The 21,162-nt window shown below is 46.5% G+C and carries 21 protein-coding genes; 9 read left to right on the forward strand and 12 right to left on the reverse strand.

Annotation, left to right across the window (positions count from 1 at the left end; genetic code table 11):
- Positions 1 to 29 precede the first annotated feature (29 nt).
- The 5 genes from apaG to lptD form a co-directional block, all read right to left on the reverse strand.
- A complete protein-coding gene (apaG, locus tag SSED_RS04950; protein WP_012141310.1) occupies positions 30 to 410 on the reverse strand; it encodes a Co2+/Mg2+ efflux facilitator ApaG/CorD in 381 nt (126 codons plus the stop codon).
- A gap of 94 nt (positions 411 to 504) precedes the next feature.
- A complete protein-coding gene (rsmA, locus tag SSED_RS04955) occupies positions 505 to 1,308 on the reverse strand; it encodes a 16S rRNA (adenine(1518)-N(6)/adenine(1519)-N(6))-dimethyltransferase RsmA (RefSeq protein WP_012141311.1) in 804 nt (267 codons plus the stop codon).
- 13 nt (positions 1,309 to 1,321) lie between these two features.
- Positions 1,322 to 2,308, reverse strand: coding sequence for a 4-hydroxythreonine-4-phosphate dehydrogenase PdxA (gene pdxA / locus SSED_RS04960; protein WP_012141312.1), 987 nt, complete (start codon positions 2,306 to 2,308; stop codon positions 1,322 to 1,324).
- 5 nt (positions 2,309 to 2,313) lie between these two features.
- Entirely contained in the window at positions 2,314 to 3,618 is a 1,305-nt protein-coding gene (gene surA, locus SSED_RS04965; protein WP_012141313.1) for a peptidylprolyl isomerase SurA, read from the reverse strand.
- Between the two features lie 121 nt (positions 3,619 to 3,739).
- Positions 3,740 to 6,064, reverse strand: coding sequence for an LPS assembly protein LptD (gene lptD / locus SSED_RS04970; RefSeq protein ID WP_012141314.1), 2,325 nt, complete (start codon positions 6,062 to 6,064; stop codon positions 3,740 to 3,742).
- A gap of 154 nt (positions 6,065 to 6,218) precedes the next feature.
- On the opposite strand from lptD, the gene SSED_RS04975 reads away from it, so the two are divergent.
- The 5 genes from SSED_RS04975 (at position 6,219) to SSED_RS04995 (ending at position 10,548) form a co-directional block, all read left to right on the forward strand.
- Positions 6,219 to 7,223 (forward strand): aminoglycoside phosphotransferase family protein, encoded by a 1,005-nt coding sequence (locus SSED_RS04975; protein WP_012141315.1) that lies wholly within the window; start codon positions 6,219 to 6,221, stop codon positions 7,221 to 7,223.
- Entirely contained in the window at positions 7,220 to 7,909 is a 690-nt protein-coding gene (gene murU / locus SSED_RS04980) for an N-acetylmuramate alpha-1-phosphate uridylyltransferase MurU (RefSeq protein ID WP_012141316.1), read from the forward strand. Before SSED_RS04975 ends, murU begins: the two co-directional genes overlap by 4 nt.
- 76 nt (positions 7,910 to 7,985) lie before the next feature.
- Positions 7,986 to 8,765 carry a co-chaperone DjlA gene (djlA, locus tag SSED_RS04985; RefSeq protein ID WP_012141317.1) on the forward strand — a complete coding sequence of 260 codons (780 nt, stop codon included), beginning with the start codon at positions 7,986 to 7,988 and terminating at the stop codon, positions 8,763 to 8,765.
- Between the two features lie 139 nt (positions 8,766 to 8,904).
- Positions 8,905 to 9,534: an outer membrane beta-barrel protein gene (locus SSED_RS04990; RefSeq protein WP_012141318.1), complete on the forward strand. Its 630-nt coding sequence runs from the start codon at positions 8,905 to 8,907 to the stop codon at positions 9,532 to 9,534.
- Positions 9,535 to 9,576: 42 nt separating this feature from the next.
- Complete coding sequence (locus tag SSED_RS04995) at positions 9,577 to 10,548, forward strand: D-2-hydroxyacid dehydrogenase (protein WP_012141319.1); 972 nt, start codon at positions 9,577 to 9,579, stop codon at positions 10,546 to 10,548.
- A gap of 66 nt (positions 10,549 to 10,614) precedes the next feature.
- Here SSED_RS04995 and purT read toward each other — a convergent pair whose 3' ends face one another.
- On the reverse strand, positions 10,615 to 11,790 hold the full coding sequence (purT, locus tag SSED_RS05000) for a formate-dependent phosphoribosylglycinamide formyltransferase (protein WP_012141320.1): 1,176 nt from the start codon (positions 11,788 to 11,790) through the stop codon (positions 10,615 to 10,617).
- 314 nt (positions 11,791 to 12,104) lie between these two features.
- On the opposite strand from purT, the gene SSED_RS05005 reads away from it, so the two are divergent.
- Positions 12,105 to 12,512 (forward strand): DUF3302 domain-containing protein, encoded by a 408-nt coding sequence (locus SSED_RS05005; RefSeq protein ID WP_012141321.1) that lies wholly within the window; start codon positions 12,105 to 12,107, stop codon positions 12,510 to 12,512.
- Position 12,513: 1 nt separating this feature from the next.
- Positions 12,514 to 13,650 (forward strand): HlyD family secretion protein, encoded by a 1,137-nt coding sequence (locus SSED_RS05010; RefSeq protein ID WP_012141322.1) that lies wholly within the window; start codon positions 12,514 to 12,516, stop codon positions 13,648 to 13,650.
- Between the two features lie 105 nt (positions 13,651 to 13,755).
- Here SSED_RS05010 and SSED_RS05015 read toward each other — a convergent pair whose 3' ends face one another.
- Positions 13,756 to 14,565 carry a tetratricopeptide repeat protein gene (locus SSED_RS05015; RefSeq protein ID WP_012141323.1) on the reverse strand — a complete coding sequence of 270 codons (810 nt, stop codon included), beginning with the start codon at positions 14,563 to 14,565 and terminating at the stop codon, positions 13,756 to 13,758.
- Positions 14,566 to 14,921: 356 nt separating this feature from the next.
- Between SSED_RS05015 and SSED_RS05020 the strand changes: the two genes are divergently transcribed.
- On the forward strand, positions 14,922 to 16,391 hold the full coding sequence (locus SSED_RS05020; protein ID WP_012141324.1) for an AAA family ATPase: 1,470 nt from the start codon (positions 14,922 to 14,924) through the stop codon (positions 16,389 to 16,391).
- 105 nt (positions 16,392 to 16,496) lie between these two features.
- Here the strand turns inward: SSED_RS05020 and SSED_RS05025 are convergent, their stop codons facing one another.
- Positions 16,497 to 17,033: a DUF4136 domain-containing protein gene (locus tag SSED_RS05025; protein WP_041421974.1), complete on the reverse strand. Its 537-nt coding sequence runs from the start codon at positions 17,031 to 17,033 to the stop codon at positions 16,497 to 16,499.
- 162 nt (positions 17,034 to 17,195) lie between these two features.
- Here SSED_RS05025 and SSED_RS05030 point away from each other — a divergent pair, with 162 nt between their 5' ends.
- A complete protein-coding gene (locus SSED_RS05030; RefSeq protein ID WP_041421975.1) occupies positions 17,196 to 17,507 on the forward strand; it encodes a DUF1289 domain-containing protein in 312 nt (103 codons plus the stop codon).
- Positions 17,508 to 17,592: 85 nt separating this feature from the next.
- Here SSED_RS05030 and SSED_RS05035 read toward each other — a convergent pair whose 3' ends face one another.
- Genes SSED_RS05035 through SSED_RS05050 form a run of 4 tightly spaced genes read right to left on the reverse strand, consistent with a single transcriptional unit; the run spans position 17,593 to position 20,964 of the window.
- Positions 17,593 to 18,885 carry an ATP-binding protein gene (locus tag SSED_RS05035; protein WP_012141327.1) on the reverse strand — a complete coding sequence of 431 codons (1,293 nt, stop codon included), beginning with the start codon at positions 18,883 to 18,885 and terminating at the stop codon, positions 17,593 to 17,595.
- A 56-nt stretch (positions 18,886 to 18,941) separates the two neighbouring features.
- A complete protein-coding gene (locus SSED_RS05040; protein WP_012141328.1) occupies positions 18,942 to 19,655 on the reverse strand; it encodes a response regulator in 714 nt (237 codons plus the stop codon).
- Positions 19,655 to 20,074: a DUF3019 domain-containing protein gene (locus SSED_RS05045; protein WP_012141329.1), complete on the reverse strand. Its 420-nt coding sequence runs from the start codon at positions 20,072 to 20,074 to the stop codon at positions 19,655 to 19,657. The genes SSED_RS05040 and SSED_RS05045 overlap by 1 nt, the downstream gene beginning before the upstream one ends.
- Before the next feature lie 5 nt (positions 20,075 to 20,079).
- Positions 20,080 to 20,964: a MipA/OmpV family protein gene (locus tag SSED_RS05050; protein ID WP_012141330.1), complete on the reverse strand. Its 885-nt coding sequence runs from the start codon at positions 20,962 to 20,964 to the stop codon at positions 20,080 to 20,082.
- Positions 20,965 to 21,162 lie beyond the last annotated feature (198 nt).

Raw genomic sequence — 21,162 nt, forward strand, 5'->3', positions numbered from 1 at the left:
TCGCCTCAAATAGGGTTAAAAAGTTCATGTCAGTGAAGCATGCCAGGGACTGCGAGTCTGAAAGGAGGGATTTGCGCCTTAAAGCTCTCTCCTTCGCCGGTGATCATAGTGTAGCTGCCTTGCATGACCCCCAAAGGAGTCTCCAGTACTGTGCCACTGGTATATTGATATGCACTGTCAGGTTCTATTGTTGGCGTCTCACCAACCACGCCTTCTCCCCGCACTTCGCTATTATGGTTATTCGCATCGGTAATTGACCAGTAACGGCTCTTCAGTGTCACCGCTTTTTCACCGAGATTAACGATAGTGATGGTATATCTGAACAAGTACCTTTCTTCGGTAGGGGAAGATTGACCTTCAATATATTCAGTTTTTACTTCGACCTTGATGGAGTCTTCTAGTGACGTCATGACTTTCCTTATGGCGAAAGAAAGGAGGGCTTAGCCCTCCTGAAATTTAAGATTGTCACTCAATAATGATCAATAGCTATCGGCTATAGCAGGCTTACTTCTTGTCGATAACCAAGTTAGCCATGGCGACATATTGCTGGACAGTGATCTGCTCAGGTCTGAGCGTAGCGTCGATCCCAAGAGCAGCAAACTCTTCATCGCTGATCATATGCTTGAGGTTATTGCGCAGCGTTTTCCGGCGCATATTAAATGCCGTGGTGGTCAGGTGTCTGAGCTGATCGACATCTTTACATGGCCAAGGCTTTGTCTTGTAAGGTACGAGGCGAACCACAGCTGAGTCGACTTTAGGCGCCGGCGTGAAGCTATGTGGTGGCACTTCAAGCACTGGCATGACTTGGCAGTGATATTGCGCCATCACAGTCAAGCGTCCATAAGCTTTAGTTCCCGGGCTGGCTGATAGTCTAAGAACGACCTCTTTTTGCAACATGAAATGCATGTTTTCAATCTGCTCTGCAAACTCAAACAGGTGAAACATGAGTGGCGTAGAGATGTTATAAGGTAAGTTACCAAATACCTTCATCTGCCTGCCTTCTTCCACGAGCTGACTGAAATCAAATTTCAGTGCATCACCTTGATGGATGTCCAACTTGTGCTTCAGTGTTGGGTGCTCTTTGAGTCGCTCAACAAGATCTTTATCCAGCTCGACTACCGTTAACTTATCGATACCATTGGCTACCGGTTCGGTCAGGGCGCCGAGACCCGGACCAATTTCAACCATAACATGATCATTATCGGGTGCAATCGCACCCACGATGCGGTTGATAACATTACCGTCGGTCAGGAAGTTTTGTCCGAAACGTTTTCTGGCTGTATGGCCTAAATGTACTTTATTACTCATTACTTATTTTCAACTACTCAGCATTGGCAGCCAAATCTATGGCTTTATTAAGTGCACAGACAAAGCTTCCAATGTCTGCTTGTCCGGTTCCGGCGAGTTCTAGTGCGGTACCGTGATCGACAGAGGTACGAATATAGGGAAGCCCTAACGTGATATTAACAGAGCTACCAAAACCTTGCGATTTAAGGACTGGCAAACCCTGATCATGATACATGGCTAAGATAACATCGGCATCTTCCAGATACTTTTTCTGGAAAATAGTATCAGCGGGCAATGGACCGACAATATTCATACCTTCGGCTCGCAATTCCTCGAGGGCCGGTATGATAGTGTCAATCTCTTCTCGCCCTAAATGTCCATCTTCACCGGCATGTGGGTTAAGCCCACAGACGTAAATTTTAGGTCGTTCAAGCGCAAACTTCTCAATTAAATCGGTATGAAGAATCTTCACGATTTGATGAAGTCTGTCGCGGGTTATTGCCTTAGATACATAGGCTAATGGAATATGGGTTGTTACTAAGGCCACATGTAAACCCGGTGCGGCCAGCATCATTACAACATCTTGGCAGTTTGCCTGGTTGGCAAAAAACTCGGTATGTCCGCTAAACGGAATACCGGATTGGTTAATGATACCTTTATGCACAGGGCCTGTGACGACGGCATCAAATTCACCGTTCATGTTTTTTTCACCGGCATAGCGCAATGTTTCAACGACATAGGCACTATTTTTCTCATCAAGCTGACCGCATACCGATTCAGTGATGAGCGTAAAGGGAGCCAGTGTCAATGTGCCCGCTTCTTGAGCCTTAGGCTCCAGATTAGGCTGGTAGGGCTTTAGCTGAAGCGGAAGTCCAAGCTTTTTAGCTCTGGCGGACAAAAGTTCAGGATCGGCGCAAACAACTAGCTCAGCAGGCCAAGCCTGCTGAGCTAGTTGGATAACTAAATCTGGGCCAATTCCAGCGGGCTCTCCCGGTGTAATGGCAATTCGTTTAGTCGTCAATATGATTAACCTCGATTGAAATCAGCATCGAAAACTTCGATATACGCCTCAGATCTCATCTCATCCAGCCAGTTTTGTAGCTCTTCATTAAACTTTCGACGGAAGATAAGTTGGTGCGCCCGATTAGTATTAAATTTGTCTGTAGCATCCGTTTTTCGGCGCTCTTCTAGTTGTACTATATGCCAGCCGTGACTAGAACGGAATGGCTCACTGATCTCGCCAATTTCTAATGCATTCAAGGTTTGGGCGAATGCAGGAACATAAACTGAAGGATCGGCCCAGCCCAGTTCGCCACCTTTAGCCCCTGAACCTGGATCTTCAGAGTATTGACGGGCAAGGGCTGCAAAATCTGCATCGCCGGCACGTACCTGCTCTACGAACTTATCAAGCATCGCCTTAGCTCTCTCTTCCGATAGGATTGGAGAGGGCTTAATTAGAATATGTCTTGAGCTGACTTCATCAACCTCTTTAGTTTGCAGGCCGCGGGCATCGAGCACCTTGATGATATGAAAGCCTGCACCGCTACGGATCGGACCAATAACATCACCTGTCTTAGCACCACTCAATACCTCGGCAAAAAGCGTTGGCATTTCGTTGACGTTCATGTAGTCCCAAACACCACCCTCGAGGGCCTTTGGACCTGCCGATGCGGCAATCGCAGTACGGCGGAAATCATCGCCATCTTGGATACGTTTCAGCACAGTATTAGCGCGTTCACTCGCTTTTTGCAGTGCTTCACTGCTCGGGCTGCTTGGTACTTCAATCAGTATATGTCCGATTTGGAACTCAACTTGCTGCAGTCCTTGCTCTTCAATAAGCTTAACTAAGTTATTGATCTCTTGAGGTGAGACCTGAATACGGCGTTGAACCTGAATACGTTGGATTTCACCTAAGGTGATCTCTTCACGAAGCTGTTCACGGTATTGACTCCAGCTCATTCCCTCTTCACCAATTTTCGCTCTCATCTGATCAACAGTAAGATTCTGCTCTTTGGCAATATTACTGATGGTTTGATCCAGTTGGAGATCTCCGATATGCAAACCAATTCTGTCAGCCATTTGCATCTGTAATCGGGTCATGATCAAACGTTCAATAACCTGGGTTCTAAGCGCTTGATCTGATGGTAAAGCCTGTTCTGCTGAGCTGGCATTGGCTTTTACCGTCTGTAGCATACCGGCTATCTCACTCTCCAGTACAATACCTTCGTTTATCTGAACTGCAACACGGTCCAGGGGCTCTACTTTAGCTAGAACTGTGTGGCTCATTGCCAGGGTAAGAAAAGCAAAAATAAAATGTTTACAGGGTTTCATCAACAAAAATCCTTGGCATATTAACGTCTGGTGCGGCATTAAATGATGCCGGCTAAAATTCTATTATCAAAAGTTGGACTACAGGTCTAACTCTTGGTTCATCGAAAAAGTAATTGTTTTACTAGTTTTTCAGGTAAAGCGGCTTTCGGTAATTAAACAGACCATCGTTAAGCATATCCGATACGCCTAATGGACCCGAGCCACCGAGCCCTTTTATTACAAAGTTGAGATATAAACCGCTCTCAAAAAGCTCTCTATTATCCAATACAGGATTATAATCCTCATCATAATTTGTCTTGATTCGATAATGATAACTTAAACGTATGGCCCAACAGCAGGATTCATACTGAAAGCCTGCGTAGGTTTCAACACTACGGCTCTCGTTAAGATCGTAATACCAGTTACCGACCAAGTAAAGACTATCATTCAGTGGCCATGCTCCCCGCATGCCGGCCTGCGAAATATTGACCGACTCGTTTGTGTTGCTGTTTAGCAGGTCGGGGACATAACGATAACTAAATTGTAATAGCTTGTTGGCACCCGGACGGAAGTCGAGGGTTACCTCACTCTTCTTGTTCTCACTCTCGGTCGTATCGTACTGAATTGCACCACTCATATACCAGTCCTGGTAGAGTTGAGTATTCAATTCGGCAGCTAACACTGAGTTTGAAGTATTTTCCTGGGTAAACGTTTCACCTTGAAAAGTTGAATCCGCTATACCGACCCGACTATCCTGGAAGTAAAATATCTGACCCAGGCTGAACTTAAATTTTTCAACATTATGTGAATCAAATAATCGTGTCGTCAGACCTAATGTCATCTGATTAGCATCGGCGACTCTATCCAGACCTGAAAAACGTCGCTCACGAAATAGCCCGAAGTAATCTTCCTGAAGCTGCGCCGTATCATAAATACCAATATTCGATTGATCCTCATAACCCACGTAGAGGTACTGGAATTGAGGCTCTAAAGTCTGGCGGTAGTTTTCGTTAAAGTAATCGGTAAATCTCTCGAAGTTGACCTGCCCATGGATCCGCACCTGTGGCAGAGTACGGGTCACACTGCTATCGAGCTCTGTATTGGCATTGGTACGGGCATCGTCCTGCCAATAGTAGGTTTGTAGTAGCTTTAATTCGCTGGTCAGCGACCCGGCTGGCCCATGAAGCGGTAAAGAGATACTAGGTTCAAAATGAAGCCGAGTTGCCGTCGCTTGGTCACTGTCTTCATGTTCAAAATTAGTCACTTCACTCAAGAAATCAAAATCTAAGCCTTTCCAAACATCAGGAGAACGGTAGTTAAAACCAAATTGTGGCATCACCTGATAAGGTTTTTCATCTTCACCCAGCACTTTAATGTCTTGTACTCTGGCGTTGAAGTCCCAGTTTTTTTCGAAATAGCTGACTTCACCAATTCGAGTCAACTGATTATCCGTTGCGCGCTGGACATCTGATTTTAAATCATTGAAGTAGTTGTTATCCGATACATCTGTGTAGTTAGCGAGCACACGCCAGTTTTCATCGATTGCACCCTGATGTTCCCAGTGATAAAGATAACGGTTAGGCGAGTTAGCTAACATATCATCGTTACCCAAATACTCGATATTAAGTTGTCCCTGCTGAGCATCACCGGCCAGATACCTGAAATCACTCTTTAAAAACAGACCACGGGCAGACATATAGTGAGGCGTGAAGGTCAGATCATAGTCTGGTGCTATATTCCAATAATAGGGGGTAGCAACTTCAACACCATTGGTGGTACTGGTACTAAAAGTTGGAAACAGGAAGCCTGATTTACGTTTATCCGATACCGGTATCGTCATATAGGGAATATAGAGAACTGGTACGTTGCCTATTTTCAGTTTGGCGTCCCATAACTCGCCCCACTCCTCTTTACTGTCAATTTTTATCGTTTCGGCTTCGAGTAACCAAGAGGTATCCTCTGGAGGACAAGTGGTAAAGTTAGTCTTGGTCAGGTGGAGATTGTTATCTGGTGTGATCTCCAGCTTTTCTGCATCGCCATGGATCTGTTGGCCATGTAACCAGTATTGAGCCCCTGATAAGGTGGCGCTATTACTGCGCATCTCGGCGGTGAGAGAATCGGCGGTGACGGTAAACATTTGATCCTGAAAGACCAGATTTCCATTAGCGTCTAAACGCTCCGCTTCTTGATCTAAAATAGCCTCATCGGCAGCGATATTACGCCCGCCCTGACTGAATGAGACATCACCGTTAAATTTGGCCTGTTTACCCATTTGGGCTTCTGAGCGATCAGATATGATGCGGATCTCCTGGAGATCTATCTTTCCATCGCTGTTTTCTGGCGGCGTCAAACGGGGAACCGGAGGTTCGACGATACACTGAGTATCGGAATTGGATGTAGCTGGAGTTTCTTCAGCCAAGACTAATTGGGGAAGTAGGCTTAGTGCCAATAAATAACGGATCTGCATCTTAAGTCGTTTAATATGATTTCTTAGTCTGGACAAGTATTGGTGAGAAAAGTTGCCGCTTCAATCAGACAACACAGCTAAATATCGAGATTGGGCTTATTAGCTGTTTCCATTTTGCTTTATAATAAAGCAATTTTCCCATAAGAGCCATGAGGTGCCCTTGTCAGATCCCAGATTTCTTGTTTTAAATGCATGGCTAAACCGAATTTTTGATACGCAAGTGACACCTGAGTTGATCTCCGGTGATGCCAGTTTCAGGCGTTACTTTCGTGTTCAGAGCGCAGGTAAGAGTTTTATCGTTATGGACTCACCGCCAGAACTTATCCAAGTGATGCCTTTTGTTAAACTGGCAAATGCCTATCGCAGTCAAGGGGTTCTCACCCCTCAAGTTATTGAAATAAATGTTGAAGATGGTTTTCTTCTGCTGAGTGACTTGGGAGATGTGCAACTGCTGTCTGAGTTAACCCCTGATAATGTTGAACGATATTATGGGCAAGCTCTAGCCCTTCTGGATAGGGTGAGTAAGGTCAGGGATAACGGTGAAGTGCCCTTGCCTCTGTACGACGGCGAATTTGTAAAACGAGAATTGGAAATTTTTACTGACTGGTTGATAAAACATCATCTCGGCATTGAGCTCGATGATGCGACGCAATCTATGTTGGATAATACCTATTCTGTGTTGATTAATAACGCCGCAGAACAGCCTATGGTTGGAATGCATAGGGATTATCATAGCCGCAATCTGATGCTGAAAAATGGCCAACTGAATGTTATCGATTTTCAGGATGCAGTATTAGGACCGATAACCTATGATGCGGTGTCTTTGCTCAGGGACTGTTATGTTCGCTGGCCGGATGAGCTCGTGGACAAATTGATGTTAAGCCATTTTCATCGGCTAATTGAGGCCGGTTCGCTGGATGAAAACCTTCCGCTGGAGACCTATCGCAGATGGTTCGACCTTATGGGGTTACAGCGCCATATCAAGGCCGCGGGCATTTTTGCCAGATTGAAATACAGAGATGGCAAACCTGCCTATATGAATGATATCCCGTTAACACTGGAATATATTCGCGATATTTCAGCGCGCTACCCAGAGCTGGTTTGTTTTAGTCATTGGGTTGAAACTCTGATTATTCCAACTTTTGAGGAAAACAGATGAAGGCGATGATCTTAGCGGCGGGTCGGGGAGAGAGATTGCGTCCTCTCACCGACTCAGTTCCGAAACCGCTGGTTAGAGTCGATGGCAAGCCATTAATCGTCTATCACATTGAGCGTCTGGCCAAGGCTGGTATTAGCGAGATTGTCATCAATCACGCCTGGCTCGGTGATAAGTTGGTTCAAGCGTTGGGAGATGGTAGTCGATGGGGGATCACCATTATCTACAGTGCAGAGTCCAGTGCTTTAGAAACCGGCGGAGGGATAAAACAGGCCTTACCCTTGCTGGGCAATCGTCCCTTTCTGGTGATCAATGGTGATATCTTTATCGATGAGCTGCCCGATTTTTCCGAGCCGGATCCGACCGAGCTGCTTAATGGAAAACTCGCTCACCTATGGTTGGTCGATAACCCGGAGCAGCACCCCAGGGGGGACTTTCCCTTAAGAGATGGGTTGGTTGCGGCCGAAACCCTTGATAATGAGCCAAGATTGACGTTTTCAGGTATGGGGATTTACCACCCTTCACTTTTTGAAAATACTCCGGATAATGGTTTCCCATTGGCGCCGTTACTTAGAGAGAAAATGGCGTTAAGTGCGGTTTCTGGTTCATATTTTCCGGGCTTTTGGTGTGATGTAGGGACAAAGGAGCGTTTAGACAAATTAGAGCGTCGACAGCAAGAGATGAGGTAAGGTTACCGATATTGGTTATCGTCATCTCAATTTTTAATTTTTTAGTTTCAACTAATGTTATGAGTAAGGTTTATTGATGCGTATTTGGGGTAAATTTTTTGGCTTCGCTATCGGCTTCATGTTTGGTCGAATCATTGGTGGCTTGATTGGTCTCTGGTTGGGCCATCTTTATGATAAGAAAAGTGCCGAGCTAAGTGGCATCATAGGCAAAGGCGCTAACAGGCAGACACTCTTTTTTAATACAACTTTTGCCGTGATGGGGCACGTGGCGAAAGCCTCGGGTCAAGTCACCGAAAATGATATCCGTATCGCGACCTTGTTGATGGATCAGATGCAACTCAAGGGCGAGGCGAGAAAAGAAGCTCAGGTGGCGTTTAAAGAGGGTAAAGAGAGTGACTTCGATATTAAGGCTTGCCTTAAGACATTTCGACTCATCTCTATGGGACGTAAAGAGTTGTTGCAGATGTTTCTGGAGATCCAGATCCAGACGGCTTTATCTGACGCAAGACTCGACCCTAAGGAGCGCTCGGTTCTATTAACCGTGGCTCAGGAGTTAGGATTTAGTGCCAGTCAGCTTGATGAACTGCTTAAGCGTTGGCAGGCTGAATTTAATTTCCACCAAGGTGGCAATAATCAGCAGACCACGATTGAAGATGCCTATGATCTACTCGGAATGTCGGAAGCGTCATCGGATCAGGAGGTCAAACGTGGCTATCGTAAATTGATGAATGAGCATCATCCCGATAAGTTGGTCGCTAAAGGTTTGCCGGAGGAGATGATGGAGTTAGCTAAAATAAAAGCGCAGGACATCCAGGCGGCCTATGACAGAGTGAAGAGCGACAGGGGAATGCGTTAAGCTTCTCTGGTCTGGGGGAAGGCGATTTTTTAGTCATTTTTGGTTAGTGTTAGGGTTAGAAGTGTCGTGCTGAGTAGTCATACGTAAACTCGTGGCATGTATAGATATGATATTGTCGTTTATAGAAAAAGGACTTGTTATGAAAATCAGAAAACAGTTACCGATTTCGGCTTTAATTGCGGCGTCAGCCCTGATCTCCACTCAGGCCATGGCTGAAGTATTTGTCGCACCGTTTGGTGGTTATAGTTTCGGTGCCAGTGATTTTTCTATCACAGATGAGAAAACCGATGAATTGGGTTCACTTAAGATCTCTGAATCAAATCATTACGGCTTCATGGCGGGTGTGACGACGAAAGACCCTGGAGATATCTATTTTCTCTATAGTCATCAAGGAACAGAGCTTAGATCTGGTGGCAGTTTCAGCCCAAATGTTATTACTGACTTAAACGTGGATTATTTCCATCTCGGTGGCTCACTCTATTTTCCCAATGGCAATCTGAAGCCCTATGTAACGGCAAGCCTTGGTCTGACTCAGATGCGTCCGGGTGATAATTACTCGACGGAATCTCGATTTTCAATGGGCTTTGGTGCAGGTATCGAATACCAGATGACCGAAGCCTTCTCACTGTTTGCCGATGCCAGGGGCTATGCCACATTTGTTAATAGCAGTAGCGCTCTGTTTTGCGATGGTGGGGACTGCCTCTGGTCTATCAGTTCCGATATCATGTGGCAAGGACAGGCTAACCTCGGCGTTAAGCTTAAGTTCTAGATTCTAGGGGCTAAGTTTTTAATTCTGATTTTAAGGTGACAGATGAATATAGTCGTACTCGATGGTTATACGTTAAATCCCGGCGATCTTGACTGGCAACCTTTGGTGAAGATTGCCAAACAGGGTCGTGAGGGACAATTTCACTGTTATGACAGAACCTCTGAGGCTGAGCTTATTTCCCGTGCATCGGGTGCTGATATCATCTTCACCAATAAAACACCTATAACAGCTGAAACTCTATCTCAACTTCCGAACCTTAAATACATAGGCGTGTTGGCTACAGGCACGAATGTGGTCGACCTGAACTGCGCAAGAGAGCGGGGCGTAGCGGTGACTAATGTGCCCGGCTACGGCCCCGACGCCGTGGCGCAGATGGTGTTCGCTCATATCTTGCACCATACCCAGAGAGTGAGTATTCATCATAGTGCCGTGTCAGAGGGAAAGTGGACTGACTGTGAAGACTTCTGTTTTACCCTGGCGCCGCTGCAATCCTTGCAGGGGAAAACCTTAGGATTGATGGGGTATGGCGCTATCGGCAGGCAGGTTGCGAACATAGCTTTAGCCTTCGGCATGAAGGTATTAGTCAATACGCGCACAGAACCCCTCGACTTGCCACCCGGTGTAAAATGGGCTGCTTTCGATTCTATGATACCTCGGGTCGATATCCTCTCTCTGCATTGTCCCTTGACCGAGGCGACAGATAAGATTATCAACCGCACTGTGCTTGAGAAGATGCGCTCGAGTGCCATCTTGATCAATACTGCTCGCGGGGGATTAATCGATGAGGCAGCGTTGAAACAGGCCTTAGATGAAGGGGAGATCGCAGCCGCCGGTGTCGATGTGCTCTCGACCGAGCCGCCACAGGCGGACAACCCACTGCTTAACGCCGTCAATATCAGCATCAGTCCCCATAACTCCTGGGCCACACGTGAGGCCAGACAGAACCTACTGAATATTGCGATAGGTAACTTGCAGGCTTTTTTATCCGAAAAGCCCCGAAATAGAGTGAATTAATTGCTCCCGGACGACTTTGTCTTGGAAAGTCACCCGGGAACCGTATAACTACTGAAATCGACCTTTCTATAAAATAACTTCAACCTTACCGGCGCAAACCAGCGCCTTATCTATCGCCTTATCGATGCTTTCCCCGCGGGCTAAGGCGACACCCAGACGGCGACGTCCATCGATCTCAGGTTTTGCGAATAGACGTAACTGGGTGTCAGGGGCTTGTAGCGCCGCAGCCATTCCCTGATAGCGAATATTGTGAGATTGTCCCTCTGCCAGAATCACTGCCGAAGCGCTTGGGCCATGCTGGGCAATATTGGAGACGGGTAAACCAAGAATGGCGCGTGCATGCAGGGCAAATTCAGATAGGTCCTGGCTGATTAAGGTCACAAGTCCCGTATCGTGTGGACGGGGAGAAACTTCAGAGAAATAGACTTCATCGCCCTTAATAAACAGTTCGACGCCGAATAAGCCATAACCCCCCAAAGCTTCGACGACCTTACGACCTATCTCTTGTGACTTAGCCAATACCTGAGGCGACATGGCCTGAGGTTGCCATGATTCACGATAGTCGCCATCTTCCTGCCTGTGACCTATGGGGTCGCAAAAATGGATGCCATTAACGGCGCTGATGGTGAGTAGGGTGATCTCGTAATCGAAGGAGACAAAGCCTTCGACAATGACTCGGCCACCACCTGCACGGCCTCCCTCTTGAGCATAGTTCCAGGCGCTGAGCACTTGCCCGGCCTCTTTGATGACACTCTGTCCTTTACCCGATGAGCTCATCACAGGTTTTACAACGCAGGGCATGCCAATGTTTTCGATGGCCAGCTCAAACTCGGTTTGTGTATCGCAAAAAAAGTAGGGTGAGGTCGGCAGGCCCAAGGTTTCTGCCGCCAGCCGTCTGATCCCTTCTCGGTCCATGGTCAGCTTAGTGGCTTTAGCGGTAGGCACGATATTGACACCTTCCGCTTCCATCTCAACTAAGGTTTGAGTGGCAATGGCCTCAATTTCAGGAATAACCAGATGAGGTTGCTCCTGTTCAATAATGTTGCTCAGTGCATCGCCATCGAGCATATTGATGACATGAAATCGGTGGGCGACCTGCATCGCCGGAGCGTTAGGGTACCGGTCGACACCGATCACTTCGACTCCCATGCGTTGTAGTTCGATTGCGACCTCTTTACCGAGTTCGCCGCAGCCGAGAAGCATGGCGCGAAGCGCGCCATTTGAATGTGGTGTTCCTATCATTGTGGGTACCTTCATTATTTTTTATACAGGTAGTTAGCTGTTAACGCTAAGTTAGTTTTATTCTGTTTTTGAGCTTATGCTTGCTCTTTTATCCACTATATTACATTGATGGCTGAATATAGTGGAAACAAGGGCTGCAAGTGTGTAGTGGATCACTTTAGGGAAAGGGAACACAGTGTTTTGACTGAAAAAACACTGGCATTGCTAATGGTTTGTTGGGAGAATGTTGCTATAGTTGGGTCAGTCTTAATCAATAAAAACAAACACCTTAGTATTGCCAATGACGGTGGATATACGGGTGTAAGGAGCGAGTAGTGTTTCTGGATTACTTTGCATTAGGTGTGATTTTCTTTGTCGCAATTATCATTTTTTACGGTGTTATCGTTATTCATGATATTCCCTACGAAATTGCCAAGAAGCGTAACCATCCGCAGCAGGATGCGCTGCATGTAGCCGGTTGGGTGAGCCTGTTCACCCTGCACGCCATCTGGCCATTTCTCTGGATCTGGGCCACCCTGTATCGGGAGGATCGAGGTTGGGGTTTCAGTTCTGTTGTCGAGCGTGAGTTAGCCCTGGAAGGCGAGGTAAAGCAACTCAATGAGACAGTGGCTCAGTTGGAGTTACGTTTGCAATCTATCGAGCGCTCTGGTGAGAAGCCGGTCATAGCCGCCGAAGTGCAAACCGATGTCGGTGAACACACAACAAGTAAGACGGAGGTATAAGATGGATCTATTACTCATTCTTACTTACACGGCGATCTGTATTGCCATTTTTAAGATATTTAAAATTCCACTGACAAAGTGGACCGTTCCTACTGCAATATTGGGAGGTATTTTTCTCATCGGCGCCTTGATCCTGTTGATGAACTATAACCACCCCTATACTCCATTTGCTAAAGAGGTATTTGTTACGGTACCGATTAATCCGGCCGTACGTGGGATAGTGACGGAAGTTGAAGTTGAACCAAATGTTCCTATCAAGAAAGGAGATGTACTGTTTCGTCTCGACCCACGTCCGTTCGAGGCCATTGTAAAGCAAAAACGTGCGGCGTTAGTCTCTGCAGAACAAGAGGTTCCACAGCTCGAGGCTGCATGGAAAGCTGCATTAGCCAGCGTCGAGCGTGCGACAGCGGACAAAGATAGAACTAAGTCAGCGTTCGATCGTTATGCCAAAGGTAAGAAGAAAGGTGGCGTGAACTCACCATTTACAGAATTGGAACTCGATAATAAACGTCAACTCTATCTGGCATCTGAAGCAAGCCTCTCCGCGGTTAAAGCAGAAGAGCTAAGAGTCCGGCTCGCGTTCCAATCGAATGTCGATGGCGTCAATACTAAGGTTGCAGGAATACAGGGAGAGCTCGAGAAAGCGCTGTTTGATCTGGAGATGACGGTCGTCAGAGCGCCGAGCGATGGCATGGTCACTCAGATGGCGCTGCGTCCTGGTATTGTGGCGGTACCTATGCCACTGCGTTCATTAGTGAGCTTTATTCCCGAGGAGCAGCGGTATTTTGCCGGTGCTTTCTGGCAGAACTCTCTTTTACGTTTAAAAGAGGGAGATGAGGCCGAAGTGATCTTAGATGCAGCCCCAGGTGTCGTGTTTAAGGGGCGAGTAGCCAAAATCTTACCCGCAATGGCCGAGGGGGAGCTACAATCGCGAGGCGTATTGATCTCCTCTATGGTATTAATGCCAAGAGGGAGGGCGATAGTCTTGATTGAGCTGGACGACCATGATGTGAAAAGCGCATTTCCTGCCGGCGTAGCGGGTCAGGCGGCCATCTATACCGAGCATTTCCATCATGTCTCTGTAATTCGCAAGGTCCTGCTGAGAATGCAAGGCTGGCTCAACTACCTGTTTCATTAATAGAGTCGGTTTACTCGCTTATTGAGTAGGGTTTTCAATAATATAAAGGGCTGAAGATGATGATCTTTAGCCCTTTTTTCAGCTGTCTCTTTGCTGCGGTTATGTCTACCAGCCAGACATGAAGAACTCTCTATATCTGTCTCTGTCTACATGGCCACAGGCGATCATCTCATCACAGGTTCGACCCGGTATATTGGTACCGGTTCCTTTTACCGCGTCCGGTGACATCAGGTCCAGCTGCGCGAGCTGATAATCAAATATCTCAGAAAGATCGGGGCCTGTTATGGTAATCGTTTCCATCTCACCTTCTGGCTTGGCGTCGGTGTCACTAGCTAAGTAAGCGGGATCTTTGACCAGGGTCGCAGCCAGTTTTAGCTGCTGTTTTTGATTGCTTTGCTCTGAATCAAGCTGGCTGAAAAAGTTGATGGTATCTCGATGACCTAATTTCACTGCATGGCTAAAATATTCATCAGCAAGTTTTAGATCTTGTTCGGTAAGTTGTCCCTCAAGGTAGATTAGTCCTAAGAGGTGAGATGCTTCGGCGACCCCGTTTCTGTCCGCAGATCTAAGATACTTAAGGCCGCGTTCTATGTCTTGATATTCACCCTCTCTCAGGTAGAGGACCCCCGCTTTATATTGCGCATCAGCATTATCGAATTTTGCTGCTTTGCGATACCACTTAAGTGCTGACGATAAGTTTTTTTCAGTACCATAACCTCGGTAATAGAGTTCAGCCAGGGTGTACATTGCATCTGAGTAACCACGACGGGTATACATTCGATATTGCTGAAAGTACTTGATACATTCGGCTTGTTGGCATTCAGGTACAAGCCCGTTTTTATCGGGGGAGGCATTGCTCTGCTGTGGTATTAAAAAAGCGATAGTGATGATCGTTGCGAGTGTGAATCCTTTCATTGTTTTTCCTTAATTTGCGGCTTATCCCTAGAGCCAAGGTGAGTAATTAATAGACTAAAAAGATAACGTGGTCAATAAGTGGCTAAATTAGTGATGTGTCTTTGCATAAGCCGCTTACTATGCTGAGCTACGAGCTACGAGCTACGAGCTACGAGCTACGAGCTACGAGCTACGAGCTACGAGCTACGAGCTACGAGCTACGAGCTACGAGTTACGAGCTACGAGCTACGAGCTAGGAGTTGAAAATAAAGGGACATTAGATTGTCCCTTTACTTTTTTTATCAGGTAATACCAAAATGGAGTAGCCGGGAGGCTCCCGCTGAATAATCAGATAATTAACGGAATGGGTATTAAAGATGCAAGATATCAGAGATTTAACCGCCGTATTAAGATCAAATACTCCGATTGTGGTTATCGAAACTTACGAGGAGTACCGGGTTGTCGAACTGCTGAAGAAAGTCTCCTCCATTCTCTATCAACCTTTGTTTACCTGGAGTATTACTCAGGGGCTGACTCGCGTCGATCGTGCTATAGGTACTCAAAAATTTAATAGCGAACCCGCCGATATCTTAGGGCAAATCAAATCTACCGAGCAGCAGGGGATCTATGTGCTGTGTGATTTTCATCCATTTGTGGATAATGCACCTAAGAATGTTCGCCTGCTAAAAGAGATAGCGCTCGAATATGAGTCTTTAAAACATACCATAGTGCTGGTGAGCCATGCCTTCGAGATCCCACCTGAGATTAAGCGTTATTGCGCCCATTTTCGTATCTCCCTGCCTAACACGGCTCAGTTACAAAACCTTATCTATGAACAGATAGAGCAAGTTAAGAGTGAAGGGGTTGTGCTGAATGTCGATGACTCCGCAGTATCTAAGCTCGCCGATAACCTCAGAGGACTAACTTTTGATGATGCTCGTCGCCTTGCCCATAAGGCCATTGTCGATGATGGGGCGATCACACACTCAGATGTCGATATGGTGAACCGGGGCAAGTTTGAGCTGTTGGATATGAAAGGTGTGTTGCAATTCGAATACGATACCAGTGACTTCTCTCAGGTGGCGGGTCTGCATAACCTGAAGAAGTGGTTACAAGACAGAGCGCCTTCGGGGAAAACACAGACCCTTGAAGATCAGCCGAAAGGGATACTGCTGCTTGGAGTGCAGGGCAGTGGTAAGAGTCTGGCGGCGAAATCCGTGGCTGGCATGTGGCAAAGGCCGCTGCTGAGAATGGATATGTCGGCCCTATATAACAAGTATATCGGTGAGACCGAGAAGAACCTGCGTCATGCATTAGAGCTGGCCGATCTTATGTCCCCCTGCGTACTGTGGATCGATGAGATAGAGAAAGGGCTAAGCAGCGGCAGTAGTGATGACGGAACCTCAAAAAGAATTTTAGGCACTATTTTGACCTGGATGTCCGAGCGTAAATCTGATGTCTTCATGGTGGCGACCGCAAACGATATATCGGCACTACCGCCCGAATTGATGCGAAAAGGTCGTATGGATGAGATCTTCTTCGTCGATCTGCCCGATGATGAGATCCGTCAGGCGATATTCCTTATTCATGCCAAGCGCCGCCAGTTAGATCCCAGCCGTTTCGACTTCGCTCAACTCTCTAAGGTGAGTCAGGGATTTTCCGGGGCAGAGATAGAGCAGGCGATCATATCCGCCATCTATACGGCAAAGGCATCGGACAGGGAGGTGGAGCAGAGCCTGCTCATCGAAGAGTTAATGAAAACCCGGCCTCTCTCTGTGGTGATGCGAGAGAAACTCCAGTCTCTCAGAGACTGGGCTTCGGGTCGCACGGTGAACGCTCATCTGTAGGCTATCGATAGTGGCTGGTGTTATGTGATAGAAGCTCCAAGCACTCATGGGTTGCATTTAACCTCAGGACGCACGGTGAATACTCACCTATAGGCCTTTAACCGGTTATTTTTGCGGCGGAAACAGAGTCAATATTTTAGTGACTGTTTTCGCTGTATCTTCGGCTTTTTCTGCCCCGCCCGCATCGAAGTTAAACTTGTCAGTGCCACGCCATATGAGCTTGTTGCTCTGTGTGTCTATCACATCTATCTGTATGGTCTGGATCTTGGCTGTATCGCTGCCGATAGGCACTCCCACGCTTGTCCCTATGCTAATGCCACCATTGCTTCCCCAAGTTCCTGTCCCCAGCCCTATCGATACGCCAGAGTCTTTAGGCTTGTCCGCTACCTTAAAGGCGTAAGTGACTTTGAAACTGGGATACCCTTCATCCCTGACAAACCCTTTAGCTGTTAACGCATCGGTGATGGCATCGATGATCCTGGCAGAGCTGATGGGGTCGTTGGTTTGAGCCGGTGAGAACTCGATAAATGTGCTGAGTTGGCTAAAGTCGTAACCGATATCATAGTCACTCTTTGGCTTAGCGGCGCAGGCTGACAATAATAAACCAGAGAGGAGCAAAGCGGATAAGCGACTAAGTTTCATCATAATTTCTCTATGTAAGGGCTGATTCATCAGATGTGATATTAATGGATTCATTAATCATATCAGTTTCAGTTGAATAAAACTTAGCCAGCTGAATGGTTATCAGTTATGTTTAAGGTATTACCTATTAAGATAACCAAAGGATTTCGGCATAGTCAGGTTATGGAGCAGTTAGAGTTTTTTGAGATCCCCAGCCCCTGTATCGGTATCTGTCAGACCGATGCGAGAGGCTATTGTAAGGGCTGTTTGCGCAATAGAGATGAGCGCTTTAACTGGCTCGAGTTTTCTGATGCAAAAAAATATGATGTTATTCGTTTATGTAAACAACGTAAGCGTCGCAGGCAGCTTACGATATTAAAGGCGAAAAAAGCCCAACTGCTACAGCAAAGAGCAGTGATAAACTCATCACTGGATTTTGGCGTCGGTGAGGAGATTGAACCCGGATCACCAATCGATGGTTTAACTTCGGATTGAGCCTATCTCAGTTTAATCCGGTGCGGTAAGCGTTAGCTAAGGCTGCTCTGGAGTCCAGCTACTTAATCGATTTAGATTAATTCACTCATTTTTTTACCTGACTCTTATTCTTAGCCTGGGCCGGTGTGGGCCAGATAAGTGTGAAGCAGGTGTATCCATCCCGGCTTTCCAGAGTCACCTTACCGTTGTGACGTTCCATGATCCGCTTGATGATTGCCAGGCCTAACCCGTGGCCTTTATTACCATTCTGTACTGACTGACTGCGATAGAAGGGTTCAAATATCTTGCATTGGTCTTCAAGCGGTATTCCCTGACCATCGTCTGCAACCGATAGTGATACCAGTTCTCGAGTCTGCTTTATCTCAACCTGAATGGATTGACGCCCGAATCGTTGGGCATTGGTGATCAGATTTTGTATCGCCCTTTCGATGAGAGAGGGGTCGCCCATGAGATAGACTGGGGTATCGCTGTTTTCAAACTCAATCGGGGCCGATATGGTTGACGATAGCCTATCGACGGTTTGTTTAGTTAATACGCTGAGGTCACAATGTTCGAGTTGAACCTCTTTACGTTGTGACTCGAGGCTAGCGTAGGTTAAGAGCTCCTGGAGTAGATTCTCCATCTCCTTCACATCCTGCTGCATATCGTTCAAAAAATCTGTTCTTCGCTGCACGTCTGAGTCGGGCTTGCAATATTGCGGCATTAAGGCCAAGGCAAACTTCAGTCTGGCAAGTGGGGTACGGATCTCATGGGAAACGGCGTTCGAAAGGTGTTTCTGATTCTCGATAAGGGTACTGATCTGCTGTGCCATCTCATTAAAGGTGATAGCCAGAGGCAGCACCTGAGAGCGGGATGATAAGGTTATCTGTGTGTCCCAATTTGCCTGACCAAACTCCTTAGTCGCGTTTCTCAGAGTCTTAATATCCCTCGAGAGTGGCCAAACCCAGATTAAGGCAATAAAGGCTAAAGAGAGGTAGAAGAATAGGGTGAATAACCCGCGTAATCTCTTTCGGGGATCTATCTCGATGGGGCCGGCGACTAAGATCTGATCGTTTACTTTAACGAAATGCAGCTCATGGTCATCGTCTTGCTCGGTGATAAGCACACTGTTTGCAGTGAGTGTGCTTTGGTCCGATATCGCTATTTGACTGGCATCAATCAGCTTGATGGGGTAGTCAGGGTTTTGTTTTAACTCTTGAAGATAAAAATGACGCTGCTCTTCGGGGAGCTTAGCCAGCAGCTGCGCCAAAGCGATAAGTGGTGCATCTAATGCACCACTCTCTTCGACATTATTTTGCCAAATGCTATCGAGTGTCCAACCTATACCTAAAACACTGAGGCTTAGTAGCAGGTAAAGACTGATAAAAAGTCGTTTCAATTATTTTTCCATAACAATATGTTAAACGGTGCTCACTCGATAAATAGATAGCTCAGCTAGTTGCTCCAAGCTTCAGGGGCAAATAGATATCCTTGTCCCCAAACTGTCTTGATCCTAAATGGCGTCTCGATATTATCGCCCAATTTCTTTCTCAGACGGGAGACTCTGACATCTATTTTTCTATCCTTACCGTCAAAATCAATATTGAGCAGGTATTGGTAGATATATTGGCGGCTCAATACTTGTCCTGCCTGTGAAGCCAATAACCAGAGCAGCTCAAACTCATGGCTGGTCAGATCGACTTCAATATCACCGAGCCTGATTGCCTGTGTGTGTGGATCGATACTTAATTTACCAAAGCTCAGGCAGTGAGATTCAACCTTAGGCGGCTTAGCGTTGCGGCGTAACAGATTGTTAATTCTGGCGATCAGAAGAGCAGGATCGACAGGTTTAACAACGTAGTCATCGGCACCTAACTCCAGTCCTTTGATCTGATCCTCATTTGAGCCAAGCGCACTCATGAGTAGAATGGGGCCGGCAAAGTAGTCAGGTAACTTTTCACACAGTGTCAGACCATCCATTCCGGGTAACATGATATCCAATAGAATAATATCAGGCTTGTAGCTGATTAACCGAGTTAGAACCGTATCTCCCCGGCGCTCAACTTCTACGTGCATTCCATGCGACTTTAAATAATCGACAATCAGGTTCGCGAGACGAATGTCGTCTTCTACCAGTAAAACTCTATGGGTCGATTGAGGCTCTGTCATTAGAATAAACTCCATGGGTTGCGATAGCGTCGTCTAACTTTCGGCTCGGAAGCCGGTGTAACTTTAAGTTTGACTCCAGCTAATGTTTGGTGTGTTTCTTTATCGATCATTACAAATTGAATATCGTCAGTTGCTTTGATATCCAAGGTTAAGGAGTGGATCTGCGCCGACTCGGCGCACCACTTTGTCATCTCTTTATAGTCAGATAAGATGCATATGGGCCTAAAAGGTTCATTCTCCCACTCGAGTACCACTGTGAGCTCACAGGTCAATTCATCTTCTGAAGTGATGCAAAATTCGGGTGTCATCTTAAGTGTATAGCCTGATGTCTCGTACTCATCTGCGGCCACGGCAAAGCTGCTCGCTAAGGCGAGGCTAATGCTCCCAAAAAATATAGATCTAAATATCGACAATAACACCCGTGTTAAAACCTATAGGCTGCGCCGACAAAAAAGGTACTGGTATAGTCTTCATTTAGCAGGGGACTTGCAACAATTTCGTCACCGATTTGTGTGTATCTGGCTAAAAAAAGCAGATCCCAATGCTCTGTTATTACATAATGACTCGTTAGTTCAACCCCGGTATTGAGTGCTGATTTGGCTTGATACGCCTGACTCCAGTAGCGACTCTCGCCGGGTCTGATACCATAGTAATAATCTACAAGCTCTTCACTCTTCCAATCAAGAGTGAGGGCCAATTCAAATTTCCAATCTTCGATAGCCAGGTTGTAAAGCCATTTTAGCTTAGCTTCCGTTCCCTGGTGCACATTTAACAGGTCATGTGCCAACGAGAGGTTAATCGTGCCTGCACGGGTGTAGAAAAAAGCCTCTACACCACCAAAGTAGGTAAAGTGTCGCTTCTCTAATTCACCAATCTCAGGTTCCTGCGCCGCTTTTAATATCGTGGGTGTTGGTGCCGTCGAGGACAATAATGATCTTGGCTCAAATTTATTGGTGCCGGCAATAAAGATATTTGAAGGGTCCCAGCGATGGAAATAGGCACTATCGCTGCTGAGACTCGTGGTCAGGTTTATCGTGAACTTCTCCTGTTCGGAGAGAGTGTAACCAAAGTTGCCATTTTCGAAGAACCAGGTGTCTCCGTAATAAGCAAAGGTCGGCACTAAATAGATAGGTATATCGTCATAATCTTTAAGAGGATTGGTTCTGTTACCATAGCCAAGTGCGATGCCTACATCCCATCTGCCAATTTCGATACATTCAACCTTTTCTCCACAGGAGTCCACCACATCGGCCCAGGCCGATATGGGGAAAAGGATGCAGCTTAGCAGAAGCACTTTTAGCTTTGTCATGACGCCGTTTATATACTCATCACAGAATTAACATAATGGGTAACAGAGTATCACTTCAAAGAAGAATAGGCAGTGATTTAATCAATTTTGATGCAAACTGATACAGCGTGGCACAGAGTGTTCTTACCTTGTTTCTGTAGTGTTTTTGTTGTGATCACTACTTGTGTGTTTTCGTCTTGACTCAGTTTACATACAGAT

It is taken from the genome of Shewanella sediminis HAW-EB3 (assembly GCF_000018025.1).
In the GTDB taxonomy this organism is placed as follows: Bacteria; Pseudomonadota; Gammaproteobacteria; order Enterobacterales; family Shewanellaceae; genus Shewanella; species Shewanella sediminis.